Genomic DNA, 15,656 nt, shown 5'->3' on the forward strand with positions numbered 1-15,656 from the left:
CACCCCCTCATCCGCCCGACGCTGGAGGCGCAGCAGTGACCCTGTCCGAGCCCCCGCTGCTGCCCGCCGAACGACGCGAACGGCTGCTCGCCGACCTGCGCGTACGCGGCACCCTGCGGGTCAGCGACATCGCCCGCTCGCTCGGCGTCACCGCCGTGACCGTGCGCCGCGACATCGCCCAGCTCGCCGACGAGGGCGCGATCGAACGCGTGCACGGCGGGATCCGGCTGCCCCGCCAAGCCGGGCCTGTCCTGTCCCCCGCGGTGACGGTCGACGAGGATGCGACCTCCGCCCCGGACGAGTCGGAGCTGGCCGCCGTCGGGATGGTCGTACCCTCGCTGGACTACTACTGGCCCGCCATCGTGCAAGGCGCTCGCGACGCCGCCCCGGCCGCGGGCGTACGCATCGTGCTGCGCGGCTCGTCCTATGACGACGTCGCCGACGTCCGCCGCCAGGTCAGCTGGCTGCTGGAATCGATCGGCATCCAAGGCCTGCTCATCGCCCCGCCGACGGTGGGAGCCGAGGCCGCCGAGCTGATCACCTGGCTCACCGGGCTGGAGATCCCGGTCGTGCTGGTCGAACGCACCGCCACCGTCGGCCCGTATCACGAACACGTCGAGTCGGTCACCACCGATCACGCGTTCGGCGCGAGCCTCGCGGTGCGCTACCTCGCCGCCGAAGGCCACCGGCGCATCGGCTTCTTCGCCTCCGCGACCAGCCCGCACACGCCGAAGGTGCGGCTGGGCTGGCGGGATACCGCCACCGAACTGGCCCTCGACCTCGACGGCACGCCCGACGTCATCTCCCCCGACCATCGCCATCCGCAGTGGAGCGAAGAGGTCGACCGGGCGCTCGACGCCTGCGTCGCGACTGGGACGACCGCCCTGCTCGTGCACTCCGACCGGGAGGCGATCTCGCTGGTCGCCCGATGCGAGGAACGCGGCATCCGGGTGCCCGGCGACCTGGCCGTGGTCGCGTACGACGACGAGGTGGCGGGCTTGGCGAACCCCGCGCTCAGCGCGGTCCGACCGGCCAAGTTCACCATCGGCGAGACCGCCGTCCAGCTGCTCGCCCAGCGCATGCAGGCCGGCCGCGACCGGCCCGTTCGTCGCGTACGCGTCAGCCCGCGGCTGGTCGTCCGCGACTCGAGCGGGCGCTAGAGGTTCACCCAGTACCGTCTGGTTCGGCCGAGGGCGGTGTCGCGCACGTCTTCGAGGACTCCCCCATTGCGCTCGATCGTCCGGGCCGACCCGGTATTGGCGTCATCGCACGTGATCAGCACTCGGTCCAGTCCTCGTTGCTGGGCGCGCCGCAAAACCTCGGCGAGCGCCCAGGAGGCGATGCCGCGTCGGCGGGCCGACGGGCGTACGCCGTAGCCGATGTGGCCGCCGGCGTTCAGCAGGAAGTCGGTGAGCTGGTGCCGCAGCGTGATCGCGCCCAGGATCTCGTCGCCCTCGGCGATCCACCAATAGTCGGCGTGGACCCGACCCTCCTCGACCGGCACCGACGTGTCCGACTGCCGCCGCAGGTACGCGACCCAGGCCGCGAACCCCTCGGGCGTGCTCACGTCGTACTTCGCCGACAGCCCCGTGCCGTGCACCTCCTCGCCGCCCCACTCGTCGCGGAACTCCAGCCAGGCGCGGTACCGGTCGGCGGCCGGTTCGATCAGGTCCAGCATGCCCTCACCGTAGGCACCGGAGGCGATACCCGCTTCCCAATTACCCGCCCGGCGGTGTTCACTTCTGACCCATGGGCCCTGTGTTGTCGCACGTCGTCGATGTCCTCCCGCAGTTCCTGCTGGCCTGCCTCGTGCTGGCGGTGCTGCCCGGCCCGGCCACGGCGCTGTTCCTGCACCGCTCGGTCCGCGACGGCCGGGCGGCCGGACTCGCGGCCGTCGCCGGGAACGAGATCGGCATCTTCGCCTGGGCGCTGGCGGCCGGTAGCGGCTTGACCGCCCTGCTCCAGGCCAACCGCATGCTGTTCGACGCGCTGCACATCGTCGGCGCGGGCGTCCTGGTCTGGCTGGGCGTCTCCGCCTGGCGCAGCGCGGGCCGCCTCGACGTGGCCGCCCTCGCCGACCTGACTCCCCCGCGCGGGCGTACGCCGGCCGCCGCGTTCCGGGCCTCGCTCATGTCGATCGCGGCCAACCCCAAGGCGGCCGTCTTCGCCTTCTCCTTCTTCCCTCAATTCCTGCCCGCCGACGGACCCGTCTTCACCACCACGCTCGCATTGGCAGCCGTGCAGGTGATCCTCGACGGCGCCTACTGCGCCCTCATCGTCCTGCTGGCCGTACGCGTACGCGGCTGGCTGTCCCGCGCGTCCGTCCGGCGTCGCCTAGAACGCACCCTCGGCGCCGTGCTCGTCGCGCTCGGCGTACGCCTCGCCGCCGAAACCCGGTGAGCGAGACGCCATGCCATTGATGGACGGCGCCCCGCCGCTGTACTTGCTGAAGGTCGAACGCTACGGCTTCATCGACGACGGCTGGCCGCCCTGGGTGAAGGCACGGCTGGTGGACGCCGACGGCCGCACATGGCATTTCCACGAAAAGATGCCGACGCTCTTCACCGACGACGAGCCCACCGAGGCGACGCCGTTGCCCGTGATCTGCGATTCCTGCCGGCCTCTCGGCATCATTCGCCCTTCGTATGCGCTCAGGCGCCGTTTCGCGCACAGGGAGGGTGAATGTCGCCGCGAACCGGCGCGAAATCGCAGATGTAGGGCACACGAATGCCTCACTTGCCGCATCTTCGATGGAGGGTGTTGCGGACGGGCCTTCGTTGTGGGTCGATGAAGGTGGGTGGGAGGAATTCGGGGAAGCCGTCGGGTCGGATGCGGACTTCCCAGTGCCCGTGGTGGATCTCGCGATGGTGGAACGCGCAGAGTAGAACGCTATTGGCCAGGCAGGTGTCGCCGCCGTCTGCCCAGGCCTTGAGGTGATGACCGTGACACCACTGCGGTGGCCGATCACATCCCGGGAACGCGCATCCCTTGTCCCGCAAGACAAGCGCCCGCCGCAGGGGTCCGTCGATCAATCGTCGGGCGCGGCCGACGTCGAGGACTTGGCCGTCGCCACCCAACACCGTTGGGATGATCATGGCGTCGCAGGCGAGGCGTCGCACGGTCTCGGGGGTGAGCAGGTCTCCGGTGTCGAGCAGGCGGGCGCCGACTTTGGCTTGCAGGGCGTCCCACGGCAGCGTGACGGTCAGGTGCGGCTTCTCCCCACCGTTGTCGGGCAGTTCCCCGGCGTTGAGGATCCGCTGGCACAGCTCGATCAACGCATCAGCCCGCCGGGCACCAGCCGAGCGCAAATCTGCCTCGCCCGGCAGCGCCCGGCCAGCTGAGCCCGCAGCACCGTTTCTGCCCCCGTCGTCCCCGCCCGCGCCACCTTCACACCCGGCGCTACCTTCCCAGCCTGCGCCGCCATCGCCGCTCGCGCTGCCTTCCCCTCCCGCCCCGCGGTTCCCGGTCGCGCCGCCAATCCCGTTCGCGCCGAGGTTCCCGTGCGCGCCGCCGTTCCCGCTTGGCGCGCCAGCACGGGCGCACGCGCGACCGGAACCGGCGCACTCGCCGGACACGGATGTGGCCGCTGCGGTCGGGGCAGGCCTGCGGGGTCCGGACAGCGGATCCAGGGCTGTTCGGACGATCGCAGCCATCTCCGCGTCGAGCACACCACGCACCCGGTATTCGCCGTCGCCGTACGGGACGAGGGTGAAGTCGCGCCGATCATGCGCCGATCGTTCGGCCCGTTCCAACTCCCGGCGAAGCCGATCCTCGGCGATCTCCGGCGCGATCATCTCCAGGATCTGCGACCGGTGCTTCTCCAACACCTCCGGGCGAAGGTGGTCGTCGACAGCCAGCCGAGTCAGCGCGTCGGCGGCCTTCGCCTTGCCCACCTCACCCACCGCCGAGGGCAGGTCGTGGACGGTCTTGGCGATCACCCGCGCCTGCTCCACGTTGACCTGCCCCGAAGACAACGCCGACTCCACCACGGGAACAGCGGGCAGCATCGCCGCCAGAGACACCCACGCACGAGCGTCCCTGTCCCGGATCGCCAACAGAAACGTCAGCCAGTTCACCGTCCCGGTCGCACCCGCGTTATACGGAACCTCACGACCTTCAGCGGTAGCGATCAACGCCGCCAACCGACCCGACAAGCGCTGGATCAACGCGAACGTACGCCGGACTTCGTCGGTGATCTCGGCGTCCGAAAGCGTCCACAGGGGACCGGCGAGCAGCTCGGCGACATCCGCCTCCACCTGCGCCAACACCCCCGTGCCCATGAGATCAAGTTTAGAACGCCTGTCGGAGTGCTAACCGGGGGAAGAAGGAGGCGGCACACAAGATGCCAAGGGCGATCAAGCCCCTTGACCTGTCCACATCAGATGCCGTGGGAGAACGTGTACGGAACGGCGCCGATCAGCGACGCCGCCGGAGGGCATTTCAGTAGCCGATGCGGAAGGTGGCGTCCTGCTTGTCGGTGGTGGTGCTGATCGGGTCGATCCGCAGCACGTAGTTGGAGTGGCGGACGTAGCGGTCCGGATAGTTGTAGGACCGCAACGACGTCCAGGACGCGTCGGCCAGTCCCGCGACCTTGTAGAAGGTGGCATCGGCGGCGAACACGCTGCTGTTGTCGTTCGCGTTGAGCACGAGCGCGTAGTTGCTGTGCCGCAGATAGCGGTCGGGGTAGTTGACCGACCGGAAGGAGACGCCGACCGAGTCGGCCAGACCCGGCACCAGCGTCCACAGCTGATCCTGATACGGGTCGAACGGGTACGCGTCGATCCGGCCGACGTTGTTGGCGTGGCGGACGTAACGGTCGGGATAGTTGTACGACTTGAGCCGGTTCCAGGTCGGCGTGCCCCAGCCGCTGGTGAGGTTCGCCAGCTCGGCAGCGGTCACCGGGGTCAGGCCAGGGTGCTTGGAGTTCAGCGGCTGGGTGTAGGCCCGATCGTTCAGCGGACTCCACGACCCGCCCGCGAGATTGCTGGTCTGCCAGCAGAAGAAGCGCCCGTTCGGGCTCCACGTGTCGCCCCACAGGTACCAGGTGTTGGCGGTGTTGGACTTCACGATCTCGGGCGCCTCGACGCCGCGGCCGGGACTGACCGCCGAGCCGCTGACCGTGAAGCTGCCCGGGTTCAGCGTGCCGGACTGGGCGCCCTGGAGTGTCGAGCTGCGTTTGAAGTACAGGTAGTTGACCCCGTTGGCGCTGACGAAGTCGCCGTCGATGACGTCGTAACCGGGGTCGAAGAACGTCTGCGGAGCCGAAGCCGTCACGAAGTCGCTGGTGTAGTTGACCATGAGCACGTTGTGGCCGCCGGCAACCGCGGAATAGACGACGGCGTACTGTCCGCGACTGGCGTCCCACACGGCCTCCGGAGCCCAGGCGTGCGTGGCCAGGGAGTGCACTTTGAGCAGCCGGTAGTTGCGGAATGTACGCAGATCGGCGGAGTCCCAGACGTGCAGGTACTGGCTCTGGTAGGTCCAGTCGGTGCCGTTCAGATCGGTGGCCAGGACCACGAACGTGCCGTCTTGTTTGCGCAGGATGAACGGGTCGCGCAGGCCACGGCTGCCCGACGTCGGTGTCGCGACCGGGTTGTTCTGGTTCAACGGCGTCCAGTTCAGGCCGTCGGAGCTCACCGCGAGATGGAGGGCGTAGCTGGCCGCGGTCATCGACGGCGATTCGGTGAAGTAGGCCATCGCGTAGCCGGCGTAGGTCGCGGCGAAGGCCGGTTCCGGCCGCAGCAGCAGACCGGCGACGGCCGTGCCGCCGAGAAGATTCAGGACGGTGCGCCGTTTCATGGGTTCCCTCTTCCGGATGTTAGCGCTAACATCGTCTCCGCAAGACGTAGACAGAAGTCGATAGCTGGATAGAAGGAAACTATCGCCATAAATACGGCGACTGTCAAGTCATCGGGCGAGCGCGCTGAACAGCAGCGCCGCGTCGGCCGTCGGCGGCAGGTCGCTCACCTGGCCGTCGCCGACCTCGACTACTCGCCACTCGCCGTCCGCGCGCAGCGCCATGTCCGTCGTGACGAACCGGCCGCCGAGCGCCGCGACCAGCGGCGTGATCGCGCGGAGGTCGGGTCGTGGGGCCTGGTCCGGGGTGTCGGGGTGGGCGCTGACGAGCACCGGTTCGGCATCCACCCACCACACTCTCGCCTCGGCGGTACGCCCAGCGGCGCGGCCGAAGTCCTCGAAGCGGCGTACCACGATTCCGCCTTGGAGCGTGTCCTCCTGCAGCTCGATCAGGCGGGCGATGACGCGTGCGGCATGGCCGGCGTCGGCGAGGTCGGGGAGGAAGCAGGCCTCGGTCCACTCGTGTTTGCGGGATTTGACGTAGTCCTTGACGATGCCGGGACCGTCGCCGAGCGGCTGGACGAGGTCGGCGACTTCGTCGGCGGACAGTAGGTCGAACGGCTTCCGCGGAGTCCAGACGGTCGCGGGGGTGACGGCGGCGAAGGTGGCGTACCAACCGGGTAGTTCGTGCGCCGCGCGGTAGTCGTCGGGTTCGACGCGCAGCGGTGTGCCGTGGGCGGCGAGCACAGCCGCGAGTTCGGCGTACCGGTCGGCCGGGATCATCCAGCCCCGATACCAGACCGGGCCGAGGTCGGCGGGGACTCGCCGCGTGGCGACGATCGCGTTGCCAGCGAGGATCGCGTCATGGTCGACGAGGGCGATCGCGCCGCCGAGGTCGCGGACGAGCGCCGCCTGGCCGGCGAAGTACGGGTCGACCCGATGAGGGCTCAACGGGTCGGCGCAGAACAACACGGTGAACGCAGCCACCCGACCACGGTAGTCACTCGCCCGCGTGCCGGCGCGCCGTACCGCGGCGTGGCGACGGTGCGTTACGGCAGGGGCGCTCGCGGCGGCTGGCCGGGCGGGGCCGCCCGGTTCTTCCGTTGCGCGGAGACGACGACGGCGATGACGGCGGCGGCGACCCCGCCGACCACGGTCACGACGATCAGCAGCACGATGGCGAACAGCAGCCACGAGGCCACGGGAACCTCCAGGGGAATCCGGGTCCACCGAGGATAGTTCAGCGCGGGTCTCGCGAAATGCACTGTCCGTTTTAATCGTCTTGATACGCTTTTGGCCATGCTGCGGCATCCCTGGCGGCCCGTGATCGGCGCGACGATCGCGTCGGTCGTGCTGGCCGCCGCCATCTACCTGGGCAGCCGTGGCCTGCGTACGTTCGACTCAGCGCTCGCCCCGTACGCCGTGGCGACGGTGTTCCTCGTGTTCGGCGCGACCTACCGCTATCTGGTGTGGATCTCGCGACCCGGGGCGCGGCGGCTGTTCCGGAAGGGCTTCGGCGCTCTGTTCAGCTGGGACAACTTCCGGCGTACGCCGACCGCGCTGCCCCGCATGGCGGCCACCTATCTCGGCTTCCAGAAGTTCCTCGGCGCCCGGTCGCGGCCCCGCTGGGTGGCTCACCAGCTCGTCTTCTGGGGATGCGTCCTCGCCGCGTTGATCACCTTCCCGCTGACCTGGGGCTGGTTCACCTTCACCGCGAACAGCGGGAGCGGGCCGCAGTACACCATGAACCTCTGGGGCTTCGGGATCCTGACGTTCGACGCCTTGTCCGTGTTCGGCTGGATCATGTTCCACGGCCTCGACCTCGCGGCTGTGCTCGTCATCGCGGGCGCCGGCTACTTCCTGGTACGCCGCATGCGCGACCGCGAGGCAACGACCGGTCAGCGGTTCGGCTACGACTTCCTGCCGTTGCTGGCGCTGATCACGATCTCGGTGACCGGGCTGCTGCTGACCTTCTCCAGCGTGTTCCTCCACGGCGGCGGTTACGAGTTCCTGGCTGTCCTGCACATGGCCTCGGTCGTGCTGACCTTGATCTATCTGCCGTTCGGCAAGTTCTTCCACATCATCCAGCGCCCGGCCGCCGTGGGTATGCAGCTGTTCAAGTACACCGCCCGCGGGCAGGTCGCGCAGTGCCTGCGGTGCGGGCAGGAGATCGACACGGCGGCGTACTTGGAGAACCTGCGCGGGACGATGCGCGACCTCGGGCTGGACTTCGACGAATGGGCCGCCACGTGCCCGGACTGCAAACGGCGACTGCGCGGTCGGGCGTACCTGACCTCGGTGAAGAAGGGCTTCTGACGGCGTGAGCGTCGACCCGACTCTGACCCCTCCGGGCACCCGGAACTTCCGCGACGCGGGCGGGTTGCCCGCCGGCGCCTGGCGCGCCCTCTACGGCGACGAGACGCTGGTGCCGACCCACTGCTGCTTCTGCGGCGTCCAGTGCGGGATGTATCTGCGGGTCCGGGGCGGCAAGGTGTTCGGCGTCGAACCCCGCAATCACGACATCAACCGCATGCGGCTGTGCCCGAAGGGGCTCAACGCGTACCAGCAGGTCAATCATCCGGACCGGCTGACCGCGCCGCTGCTGCGGACCTCGCGTGACGCGGACCTGCGCCCGGTGAGCTGGGACGACGCGCTGGATTACACGGCCGGCCGGATCCAGGCGATCCAGGCCGAGCACGGCGTGGACGCGTTCGGGATGCTCGGCGGCGCGAGCCTGTTCACGGAGAAGACCTACCTGGTGGGCAAGTTCGCGCGGGTGGCGCTGAAGACCCGGCACGTCGACTACAACGGCCGGCTCTGCATGGTCAGCGCGGCCGGGGCGAACAAGCTCTCGTTCGGCATCGACCGCGCGGCCAACCCGTTCGCCGACATCCTGCTCACCGACTGCGTGCTGATCGCCGGGTCCAATGTGGGCGAATGTTTCCCGGTGATGACCCAGTACCTCTGGGGCGCACGGGATCGCGGCGCGAAGCTGATCGTGGTCGATCCGCGCGAGACGAGCGTCGCCCGGACCGCCGACATCCACGTGGCGCTGCGGCCCGGCACCGACGCCGCGTTCTTCAACGCCGTGCTGCACGTGGTGATCCGGGAAGGCCTGGGCGATCAGGAGTACGTGGACGAGCACACGACCGGCTGGGACGACCTGGCCGAGACCGTGCGGGCCTATCCACCCGAGCGCGCGGCCGAGATCTGCGGCGTCCCCGCAGAACAGGTGGAACAGGTGGCCCGGATGTTCGCCACCGCGCCCAAGGCGATGGCCTGGCACGCCCGGGGCATCGAGCACCACACGCAGGGCGTCGAGAACTGCCTGACCGTGATCAACCTGTGCGTGGCGACCGGCAACCTCGGCAGACCGGGCGCGGGCTACGGGACGATCACCGGGCAGGGCAACGGCCAGGGTGGGCGCGAACACGGGCAGAAGTCCGACCAGCTGCCCGGCGGTCGGTCCATCAACGACCCGGTGCACCGGCGGCAGATCGCCGAGATCTGGGGCATCGACGAGGCCGACCTGCCCCAGGCGGGGACCTCGATGATGGAGATGGTCCATCAGATGAGCCGTGGGGAGATCCGCGGCCTGTTCGGGATGTGCAACAACCCGTTCGTGTCACTGCCGGACTACGCCGTCGTCAAGGCGGGCTACGACGCGCTCGACTTCCACGCGCAGTGCGACTTCTTCCTCTCCGAGACGGCCGCCAACGCGCACGTCGTCCTCCCCGTCACCACCTGGACCGAGGACGACGGCGTCATGGCCAACGCCGAGGCGCGGGTGATCCGGCACCGCAAGGCGCAGGAGCCGCCGAACGGCGTACGCACGGACACGTGGGTGTTGTGCGAACTGGCCCGGCGACTCGGCGCGGGCGACAAGTTCGCCTTCACGTCGTCGGCCGACGTCTTCTCCGAGCTGCGGATCGCGTCGCGGGGCACGGTCAACGACTACTACGGCATCACCTATGAGCGGATCGAGGAGACGGGCGGCATCGCCTGGCCCTGCCCGGATCTGGACCACCCCGGTACGCCCCGGCTGTTCGAGGACGGCCGCAGCTACCACGCCGCCGGCAAGATCCATCTGCAGGCCGTCGAGTGGCATCCGCCGGCCGACCCGTACGACGACGACTTCCCGATGCGGCTGACCACCGGGCGTACGGTGGCGCACTTCCTCTCCGGCAATCAGACGAGACGCCTCGGTGGCCTGGTCGAGCAGACGCCCCGGCCGTGGGTCGAGATCCACCCCAGTCACGGGTACGCCACCGGCGAAGCGGTGACGGTGGTGACCCGGCGCGGCGAGGCGACCTTCCCGGCGCTGGTGACCGAGGCGATCCGGCCGGACACCGTGTTCGTGCCGTACCACTGGCCGTTCCCGGTGGCGGCGAACGCGCTGACGATCGACGCGCTCGACCCACGTTCGAAGATCCCGGAGTACAAGGTGTGCGCCTGCCGCCTCGAACGTGCCACCGCCGTGGTCGACGTCCCGGCACCGCCGATGCCGCCCGGGCGGGAGGCGTACCCGGCGGCGCAGGCCGCCCGGTCGGACCCGAATCCGCCGACGTCGTCTCAGGGAAGGGGGTTCTAGCCGCCATGATGGGCCGCACCCTGTTCATCGATCCGGGGCGTTGCATCGGCTGCGAGGCCTGCGTCTCGGCCTGCCGCGAATGCGACTCGCACCGCGGCAAGTCGATGATCCACCTCGACTTCCTGGAACCCGGGTCGACGGTGGCGTCCATGCCGACCGTGTGCATGCACTGCAGCGACCCGGTCGCGCCGTGTGCCCAGGTCTGCCCGGCCGAGGCCATCCTCGTCACGGAGGACGGCGTGGTCCACGACGCCGACAAGACCCGCTGCATCGGCTGCGGGAACTGCGTCAACGCCTGCCCGATGGGCGTACCGAAGATCGACCTCGCGGCCAAGCTCCAGTACAAGTGCAACCTCTGCTACGACCGTACCGCGCACGGGCTGGCCCCGATGTGCGCCACCGTCTGCCCGACGGGGGCGCTCTTCTACGGGTCGCTCGACGAACTGGAGGCCGACCGGCCCGGCGTACGCGTCTCCGACCGGTTCGACTTCGGTGGGTTCCCGCTCGGCACCGGGGTCGGCGTGGTCGTCCCGGCCGACCGGGACCAGCCGGTGCCGGGCGGCTTCCTCCCCAGCGTGCTCGGGGAGCCGCTGTGACCACACACGACTCCGGAGTGGACACCCCGGACGCCGACCTCGACCGGTTGCGCGCCGACGACCTGACCTCGCGGCGGGACTATTTGCGGATCGCGGTGACCGTCTCCGGCGGGCTCGCCGTCGGCGGCATCGCGACCGCGGCCGGGCTGTTCCACCGGCACGGCGACGGGACGGCCGAACCGCTGCGCATCGCCGAGCGCATCGAACCAGGCCAGTCGGTCGCGTTCGCGTACCCGGGCGAGGAGGATCGGGCGGTCGCAATCCGGCTGGCCGACGGCACCCTGGTCGCGTACTCGTCGATCTGCACCCACCTGGCCTGCGGCGTGCTGTGGCGGGCCGACCGGGGTGACCACGGCGAGCTCTACTGCCCTTGTCATGAGGGCGTCTTCGACGCGCGGACCGGGCGGGTGACCGGGGGCCCGCCGCCGCGGCCGCTGCCACGCGTGATCGTCGAGGAGCGCACCGACGGGATCTACGCGACCGGCACCGCGCGTTCGGTCGAAGCGTCATGAGCAATCAGCCGACCCACGATCGCTATCCCCAGATCCGCCCGACGAGCGGGTACGCGGATTCGCGCATCAGCGCGACGGGTCCCGGGCCGGGCGCGGGCGTGGACGCCGATCCCGAACTGTCGGCGATGCTGTCGGCCCGGACCGGCATCGTCCTCACCATCCTGATCGGACAGTTGTGGGCCTTGGCGGTCGCCGTCGACGCCTGGATGACCGGAACGGTCGCCACCGCCTGGTGGCTCGCGGCCTTCCAGGTCGCGTCGTTCGTCGTGGCGTACGCCGTGTGGCGAGCCGGAGACCGGAGAGATCGATGAACGAGACGCCCTCGCGCACCGCGTACGTCAACGTCATCCTGGCGGCGACGTCGTTCCTGCTCTGCTCCTGGGCCTGGGGACTGATCAGCCCGCTCGGCGGCCGGCTCGGCACCGCCCTGCACCTGAGCTCCTTCCAGCAGTCCCTGCTGGTCGCCGTCCCGGTGCTGGTCGGATCGCTCGGCCGGATCCCGGTCGGGGCGCTGACCGACCGCCTCGGCGCGAAGGTGATGCTCCCCGCGATCTGCTTCCTGACGATCCTTCCGGTGCTGGCCCTGATCCCGGCGTACGACTCCTATCCGGCGCTGCTCGTCGTCGGGTTCTTCCTCGGCCTCGGCGGTACGCCGTTCGCCGCGGCCATCCCGCACGGCAACGGCTGGTTCCCACCCGCGCGACGCGGTTTCGCGCTCGGGGTCATCGGCATGGGCATGGGCGGAACGGCGATCGCCGCCCTGCTCACCACTCCGATGCTCGACCACTTCGGACGCAACGCCCAGTTCGTGCTCGTCGCGATCGTGCTCGCCGTCTTCGGGCTGATCCTGCTCGCCGTGCTTCGCGACCCACCCGGGCGCACACCGCCGGCCACATCGTTCGCCCAGCGCTTCGGCACCGCCGCCCGGCAACCGATGACCTGGCCCCTGTCCGGCCTGTACGCGATCACCTTCGGCGGCTACGTCGCGTTCGCCGTCTACCTCGTGACCTACCTGCAGACCGCGTACGGGTTGGAACCCAACGACGCCAGCCTCAAAGCCGCCGGGTTCACCCTCGTCGCCGTCGTCCTGCGACCCTTCGGGGGCTCCCTGTCCGACCGGATCGGCCCGGCCCGAGTCCTGACCGGATGCCTCGTCGTGGTCACGGCGATGGCGCTCTGGCAGTCCTTCCAGCCGTCGCTCTACCCGTGGGCGACCATCACCTTCCTCACGATGGCGGGCGCCCTCGGCGCGGGAGCGGGCGCAGTCTTCGCGCTCGTCTCCCAAGTCACCGCGAAAGACCAGATCGGCTCGGTCACCGGCATCGTCGGCGCGGTGGGCGGGCTCGGCGGATTCGTCCCGCCCCTGGTCATGGGCGCCATTCACGGCATCACCGGCTCGTACGCGCTGGGCCTGGTCCTGCTCGCGATCGTCGCGTTCGCCGGGCTCGCGTACTCGTGGTTCCTGGTCCGGCGGCCCACGCCGGCGACTCCGGCCCCGCGGCGCCCCGCCGCCCCCTGACCGCCTCTTTTCCGCGATCATGAACTATCGGTCGTGATCAACCGGCGTGTCGTGTCCACAGCGTCCTGATCGATTCCGCATGGACATGATCAGCCGACGGTGATCAGGAGCTGACTGACGATCCAGAGCAGCTGCCGAGCGAGGTCGAACTCTCGCGGTTGATGGTTCGGCCACGCCGAGGCTCGCAGTCGCGCCTGCAGCGGTGCCCGCAGCTCACGAAGAGCGGTGACCTGGGGCGGACTCAGGTGGCCGTCCGCGATGACGAAGGCGCCCGCGATGGCGAGGACCTGCCGGCCGTGCTCGTCCGCCTCGCAGCCCGCCCGGTGTCGCCAGCGTTCGACGGCCACGAGGGCGCCACCGCGCACGTCGCCGTACCACTTGACGGGCCAGGACGGATTCGTCTCCGCGGGATGCGGGGCGCGCTGGCCGGATCGCTTGGCCACCCGGCGGCGGGCGGCGTACGCGGCGACGTCGGCGAGCCACAGCGACCGGCTTCGGGACAACGCGTCCAGCGCTCGCAGGAGAGCCGCCTCGTCCCGGCGGATCGGACCCGCGACCTGCCGCAAGTACGCGAAGGTGGCCTGATAGCCGATCGGCCGGTACAGCTGGACGCAGCTGCCCAACGCGGTCAGCCGTCGATTCCACGGCAGGTGCGGGTCGGCGACCTTCCGGGCGTAGGTGCCGAAGCTCATAGCACCCCCGCGAAGGCAGCCGCGTGCTCCCGGACGTACGCCGCATCGGAGTCGTACAGGTCAGCGTGGCCTTCGGCGAGGTGACGGGCGAAGGCCGCATCTCCGGCAGCCGCCCGGCTCCGGATCAGCTCCGCCATCGCGCGTACGCGTTCCTCGACGACGGCCGGCAGCTGCGCCCGGTCGGCCGCGGGCAATCCGTACGCGTCGCAGAAGAGCCGTAGGCGATCAGCCTGCTCGGCGACGGTGCCACGACGGTCGTGGTTGGCCGGGCCGCCGAGCGGGACGAACCGGTAGACGGCGTGCGCGATGTCCCAGACCCGCGGACCTGGATGCGCGGTGTCGAAGTCGATCAGCGCGACCGGATGACCCGCCCGGAACACCGTGTTGTACGGCGCGACGTCGCCATGGCAGACGACCTCGGCGGGCTCCCGAGCCGGCTGATACCACGGTCCGTCGGCCGCGAACCCGGCCGTGGCCTCGTGGTACGCCCGCAGCAGCCGAGCCGCGGCGACGAGCGTCTCGCCGGACCACACGTACTCGGGCATCGGATAGCCGGGGACGTCACCCGCGACGAAGTCGACGATCTCGTGGCCGTCGCCGTCGAAGCCGTGGGCCCGGGGCGCGCCGGGGAATCCGGCGTCCGCCAGGTGCCGCAGCAGGGCCTGCACCGTCGGCGACCAGGGTCCGGCCGGGCGGTGCAGCAGCGAGCCCCGGCGGACTACCGCGTTGACGCCACCGCGCAGGATTTCTTGATCCACTCGGCCGAAGATACAGTCACGGAATGGACGTGTCATGGGGGTTTGTCAGCGGTCGGCGGCTCGACCGGCACGGTCTGACCACTCCGGCCGCCGACGTCCCGGCCGCCGCGCGGGCGATGTGCGGTACGCATGCCCAGGTGCTCTCCGCCGCCGAGCTGTCGATCGGGCTCCGGCTGGCCGACGCGACCCGGCAGGATGTGCAGGACGCCTTGTGGACCGAGCGGACCCTGGTCAAGACGTTCGGTCCGCGGGGAACCGTGCATCTGCTGCCCGCGCAGGATCTGGCGCTCTGGTGTGGTGCGCTGGGCGCGATCCCGGCGGCCAATCCGTTTCCGGCCGGCGTACGCGTGACGCCGGAGCAGGCCGAGGAGCTGATCACCGCCATCGGGGCGATCCTCGCCGACGGTGAGTTCACCGTGGACGAACTGACCGAGGCGCTCGGCGTACGGGTCGGGTCGTGGGCCGTCGACCCGGTCATGCCCGCGTTCCAGACGCTCTGGCCGAGGTGGCGGCAGATCACTCACCTCGCGGCGCATCGCGGGGTGCTGTGCTTCGGCCCGAACAAAGGCCGCAACGTCACCTACACCAACCCCGCCCGGTGGCTTCCCGGCTTCACGCCCGCTGCGGCCCGCGAGGCAACCTCCTGGCTACTGCACACCTATTTGTACGCCTATGGCCCGGCCACTCCGCAGCACTTCGCGCGCTGGCTCGCCGCGCCGCCGCGCTGGGCGAACGACGTCTTCGCCGACGGAGACCTCGACGAAGTCGTCGTGGAAGGCACCGCCGCCTGGGTGAATCGCGGGGACACGGAGTTCCCGAACACGGCTGGCGGCGTCCAGTTGCTGCCCCACTTCGACGCGTACGCCGTCGGCGGTCAGCCGCGTGACCTCTTGTTCCCGGGCGAGGCGGCGACACGGGCGCTGGCCGGAAGTCAGGCGGGCAATCATCCGGTGCTGCTCGTGGACGGAATCGTCGCCGGGGTGTGGCATCAGAAGAAGTCCGCCAAGAACGTCGCGATCACCGTCGACCCGCTGCGTACGCTGTCCCCCGGGCATCGCAGGCAACTCGATGCGCAGGCCGACCGGATCGGCGCGATCCTCGGGCTGAAACCGTCACTGACGATCGACGCGGTGACCGTCGGCCCGCACGCGTGATCAGTCCCTCGGGGAATCGACCAGGGGGCTGTGGACAC

17 protein-coding genes are annotated in these 15,656 nt (G+C 70.0%); 10 read left to right on the top strand and 7 right to left on the bottom strand.

The window, feature by feature from the left end; all coding sequences use genetic code 11:
* Nucleotides 1-35 precede the first annotated feature (35 nt).
* The gene (locus tag AB0H43_RS10780; protein ID WP_359999042.1) at nt 36-1,160 is read left to right on the top strand and encodes a substrate-binding domain-containing protein; all 1,125 of its coding nucleotides are present in this window, start codon (nt 36-38) and stop codon (nt 1,158-1,160) included.
* On the opposite strand, the gene AB0H43_RS10785 is transcribed toward AB0H43_RS10780, so the two are convergent.
* Nucleotides 1,157-1,678 carry a GNAT family N-acetyltransferase gene (locus AB0H43_RS10785; RefSeq protein ID WP_359999043.1) on the bottom strand — a complete coding sequence of 174 codons (522 nt, stop codon included), beginning with the start codon at nt 1,676-1,678 and terminating at the stop codon, nt 1,157-1,159. The genes AB0H43_RS10780 and AB0H43_RS10785 overlap by 4 nt on opposite strands.
* Nucleotides 1,679-1,749: 71 nt before the next feature.
* Between AB0H43_RS10785 and AB0H43_RS10790 the strand changes: the two genes are divergently transcribed.
* Both AB0H43_RS10790 and AB0H43_RS10795 read left to right on the top strand, forming a co-directional pair.
* Entirely contained in the window at nt 1,750-2,400 is a 651-nt protein-coding gene (locus AB0H43_RS10790) for a LysE family translocator (RefSeq protein ID WP_359999044.1), read from the top strand.
* 10 nt (nt 2,401-2,410) lie between these two features.
* On the top strand, nt 2,411-2,791 hold the full coding sequence (locus tag AB0H43_RS10795; protein WP_359999045.1) for a hypothetical protein: 381 nt from the start codon (nt 2,411-2,413) through the stop codon (nt 2,789-2,791).
* Here AB0H43_RS10795 and AB0H43_RS10800 read toward each other — a convergent pair.
* The 4 genes from AB0H43_RS10800 to AB0H43_RS10815 form a co-directional block, all read right to left on the bottom strand.
* On the bottom strand, nt 2,733-4,280 hold the full coding sequence (locus tag AB0H43_RS10800; RefSeq protein ID WP_359999046.1) for a DUF222 domain-containing protein: 1,548 nt from the start codon (nt 4,278-4,280) through the stop codon (nt 2,733-2,735). The genes AB0H43_RS10795 and AB0H43_RS10800 overlap by 59 nt on opposite strands.
* 160 nt (nt 4,281-4,440) lie before the next feature.
* Nucleotides 4,441-5,799 carry a glycoside hydrolase family 43 protein gene (locus AB0H43_RS10805; protein ID WP_359999047.1) on the bottom strand — a complete coding sequence of 453 codons (1,359 nt, stop codon included), beginning with the start codon at nt 5,797-5,799 and terminating at the stop codon, nt 4,441-4,443.
* Nucleotides 5,800-5,907: 108 nt separating this feature from the next.
* Nucleotides 5,908-6,783, bottom strand: a complete 876-nt coding sequence (locus AB0H43_RS10810; RefSeq protein WP_359999048.1) for an ATP-grasp domain-containing protein — start codon at nt 6,781-6,783, stop codon at nt 5,908-5,910.
* Nucleotides 6,784-6,845: 62 nt separating this feature from the next.
* Nucleotides 6,846-6,998, bottom strand: coding sequence for a hypothetical protein (locus AB0H43_RS10815; RefSeq protein WP_359999049.1), 153 nt, complete (start codon nt 6,996-6,998; stop codon nt 6,846-6,848).
* Nucleotides 6,999-7,095: 97 nt separating this feature from the next.
* On the opposite strand from AB0H43_RS10815, the gene AB0H43_RS10820 reads away from it, so the two are divergent.
* Genes AB0H43_RS10820 through AB0H43_RS10845 form a run of 6 tightly spaced genes read left to right on the top strand, consistent with a single transcriptional unit; the run spans nt 7,096 to nt 13,014 of the window.
* Nucleotides 7,096-8,112, top strand: coding sequence for a hypothetical protein (locus AB0H43_RS10820; RefSeq protein ID WP_359999050.1), 1,017 nt, complete (start codon nt 7,096-7,098; stop codon nt 8,110-8,112).
* A 4-nt stretch (nt 8,113-8,116) separates the two neighbouring features.
* On the top strand, nt 8,117-10,387 hold the full coding sequence (locus AB0H43_RS10825) for a molybdopterin oxidoreductase family protein (protein WP_359999051.1): 2,271 nt from the start codon (nt 8,117-8,119) through the stop codon (nt 10,385-10,387).
* Nucleotides 10,388-10,392: 5 nt separating this feature from the next.
* Nucleotides 10,393-10,983 (top strand): 4Fe-4S dicluster domain-containing protein, encoded by a 591-nt coding sequence (locus AB0H43_RS10830; RefSeq protein WP_359999052.1) that lies wholly within the window; start codon nt 10,393-10,395, stop codon nt 10,981-10,983.
* Complete coding sequence (locus AB0H43_RS10835; RefSeq protein WP_359999053.1) at nt 10,980-11,495, top strand: Rieske 2Fe-2S domain-containing protein; 516 nt, start codon at nt 10,980-10,982, stop codon at nt 11,493-11,495. Before AB0H43_RS10830 ends, AB0H43_RS10835 begins: the two co-directional genes overlap by 4 nt.
* Nucleotides 11,492-11,806, top strand: a complete 315-nt coding sequence (locus AB0H43_RS10840; protein WP_359999054.1) for a hypothetical protein — start codon at nt 11,492-11,494, stop codon at nt 11,804-11,806. The genes AB0H43_RS10835 and AB0H43_RS10840 overlap by 4 nt, the downstream gene beginning before the upstream one ends.
* Nucleotides 11,803-13,014: an MFS transporter gene (locus AB0H43_RS10845; protein WP_359999055.1), complete on the top strand. Its 1,212-nt coding sequence runs from the start codon at nt 11,803-11,805 to the stop codon at nt 13,012-13,014. The genes AB0H43_RS10840 and AB0H43_RS10845 overlap by 4 nt, the downstream gene beginning before the upstream one ends.
* An 89-nt stretch (nt 13,015-13,103) precedes the next feature.
* Here the strand turns inward: AB0H43_RS10845 and AB0H43_RS10850 are convergent, their stop codons facing one another.
* Both AB0H43_RS10850 and AB0H43_RS10855 read right to left on the bottom strand, forming a co-directional pair.
* A complete protein-coding gene (locus tag AB0H43_RS10850) occupies nt 13,104-13,706 on the bottom strand; it encodes a hypothetical protein (RefSeq protein WP_359999056.1) in 603 nt (200 codons plus the stop codon).
* Complete coding sequence (locus tag AB0H43_RS10855; protein ID WP_359999057.1) at nt 13,703-14,464, bottom strand: aminoglycoside phosphotransferase family protein; 762 nt, start codon at nt 14,462-14,464, stop codon at nt 13,703-13,705. Before AB0H43_RS10855 ends, AB0H43_RS10850 begins: the two co-directional genes overlap by 4 nt.
* Before the next feature lie 23 nt (nt 14,465-14,487).
* On the opposite strand from AB0H43_RS10855, the gene AB0H43_RS10860 reads away from it, so the two are divergent.
* Nucleotides 14,488-15,618, top strand: a complete 1,131-nt coding sequence (locus AB0H43_RS10860; RefSeq protein ID WP_359999058.1) for a winged helix DNA-binding domain-containing protein — start codon at nt 14,488-14,490, stop codon at nt 15,616-15,618.
* The last annotated feature ends 38 nt before the right edge of the window (nt 15,619-15,656 follow it).

Source organism: Hamadaea sp. NPDC050747, from assembly GCF_040654195.1.
GTDB lineage: Bacteria > Actinomycetota > Actinomycetes > Mycobacteriales > Micromonosporaceae > Hamadaea.

Coding starts and splice junctions, on each gene's coding strand:
- AB0H43_RS10785 (WP_359999043.1), bottom strand. CDS start 1,678: ATGCTGGACCTGATCGAACCGGCCGCCGACCGGTACCGCGCCTGGCTG.
- AB0H43_RS10790 (WP_359999044.1), top strand. CDS start 1,750: ATGGGCCCTGTGTTGTCGCACGTCGTCGATGTCCTCCCGCAGTTCCTG.
- AB0H43_RS10795 (WP_359999045.1), top strand. CDS start 2,411: ATGCCATTGATGGACGGCGCCCCGCCGCTGTACTTGCTGAAGGTCGAA.
- AB0H43_RS10800 (WP_359999046.1), bottom strand. CDS start 4,280: ATGGGCACGGGGGTGTTGGCGCAGGTGGAGGCGGATGTCGCCGAGCTG.
- AB0H43_RS10805 (WP_359999047.1), bottom strand. CDS start 5,799: ATGAAACGGCGCACCGTCCTGAATCTTCTCGGCGGCACGGCCGTCGCC.
- AB0H43_RS10820 (WP_359999050.1), top strand. CDS start 7,096: ATGCTGCGGCATCCCTGGCGGCCCGTGATCGGCGCGACGATCGCGTCG.
- AB0H43_RS10830 (WP_359999052.1), top strand. CDS start 10,393: ATGATGGGCCGCACCCTGTTCATCGATCCGGGGCGTTGCATCGGCTGC.
- AB0H43_RS10840 (WP_359999054.1), top strand. CDS start 11,492: ATGAGCAATCAGCCGACCCACGATCGCTATCCCCAGATCCGCCCGACG.
- AB0H43_RS10845 (WP_359999055.1), top strand. CDS start 11,803: ATGAACGAGACGCCCTCGCGCACCGCGTACGTCAACGTCATCCTGGCG.
- AB0H43_RS10850 (WP_359999056.1), bottom strand. CDS start 13,706: ATGAGCTTCGGCACCTACGCCCGGAAGGTCGCCGACCCGCACCTGCCG.
- AB0H43_RS10860 (WP_359999058.1), top strand. CDS start 14,488: ATGGACGTGTCATGGGGGTTTGTCAGCGGTCGGCGGCTCGACCGGCAC.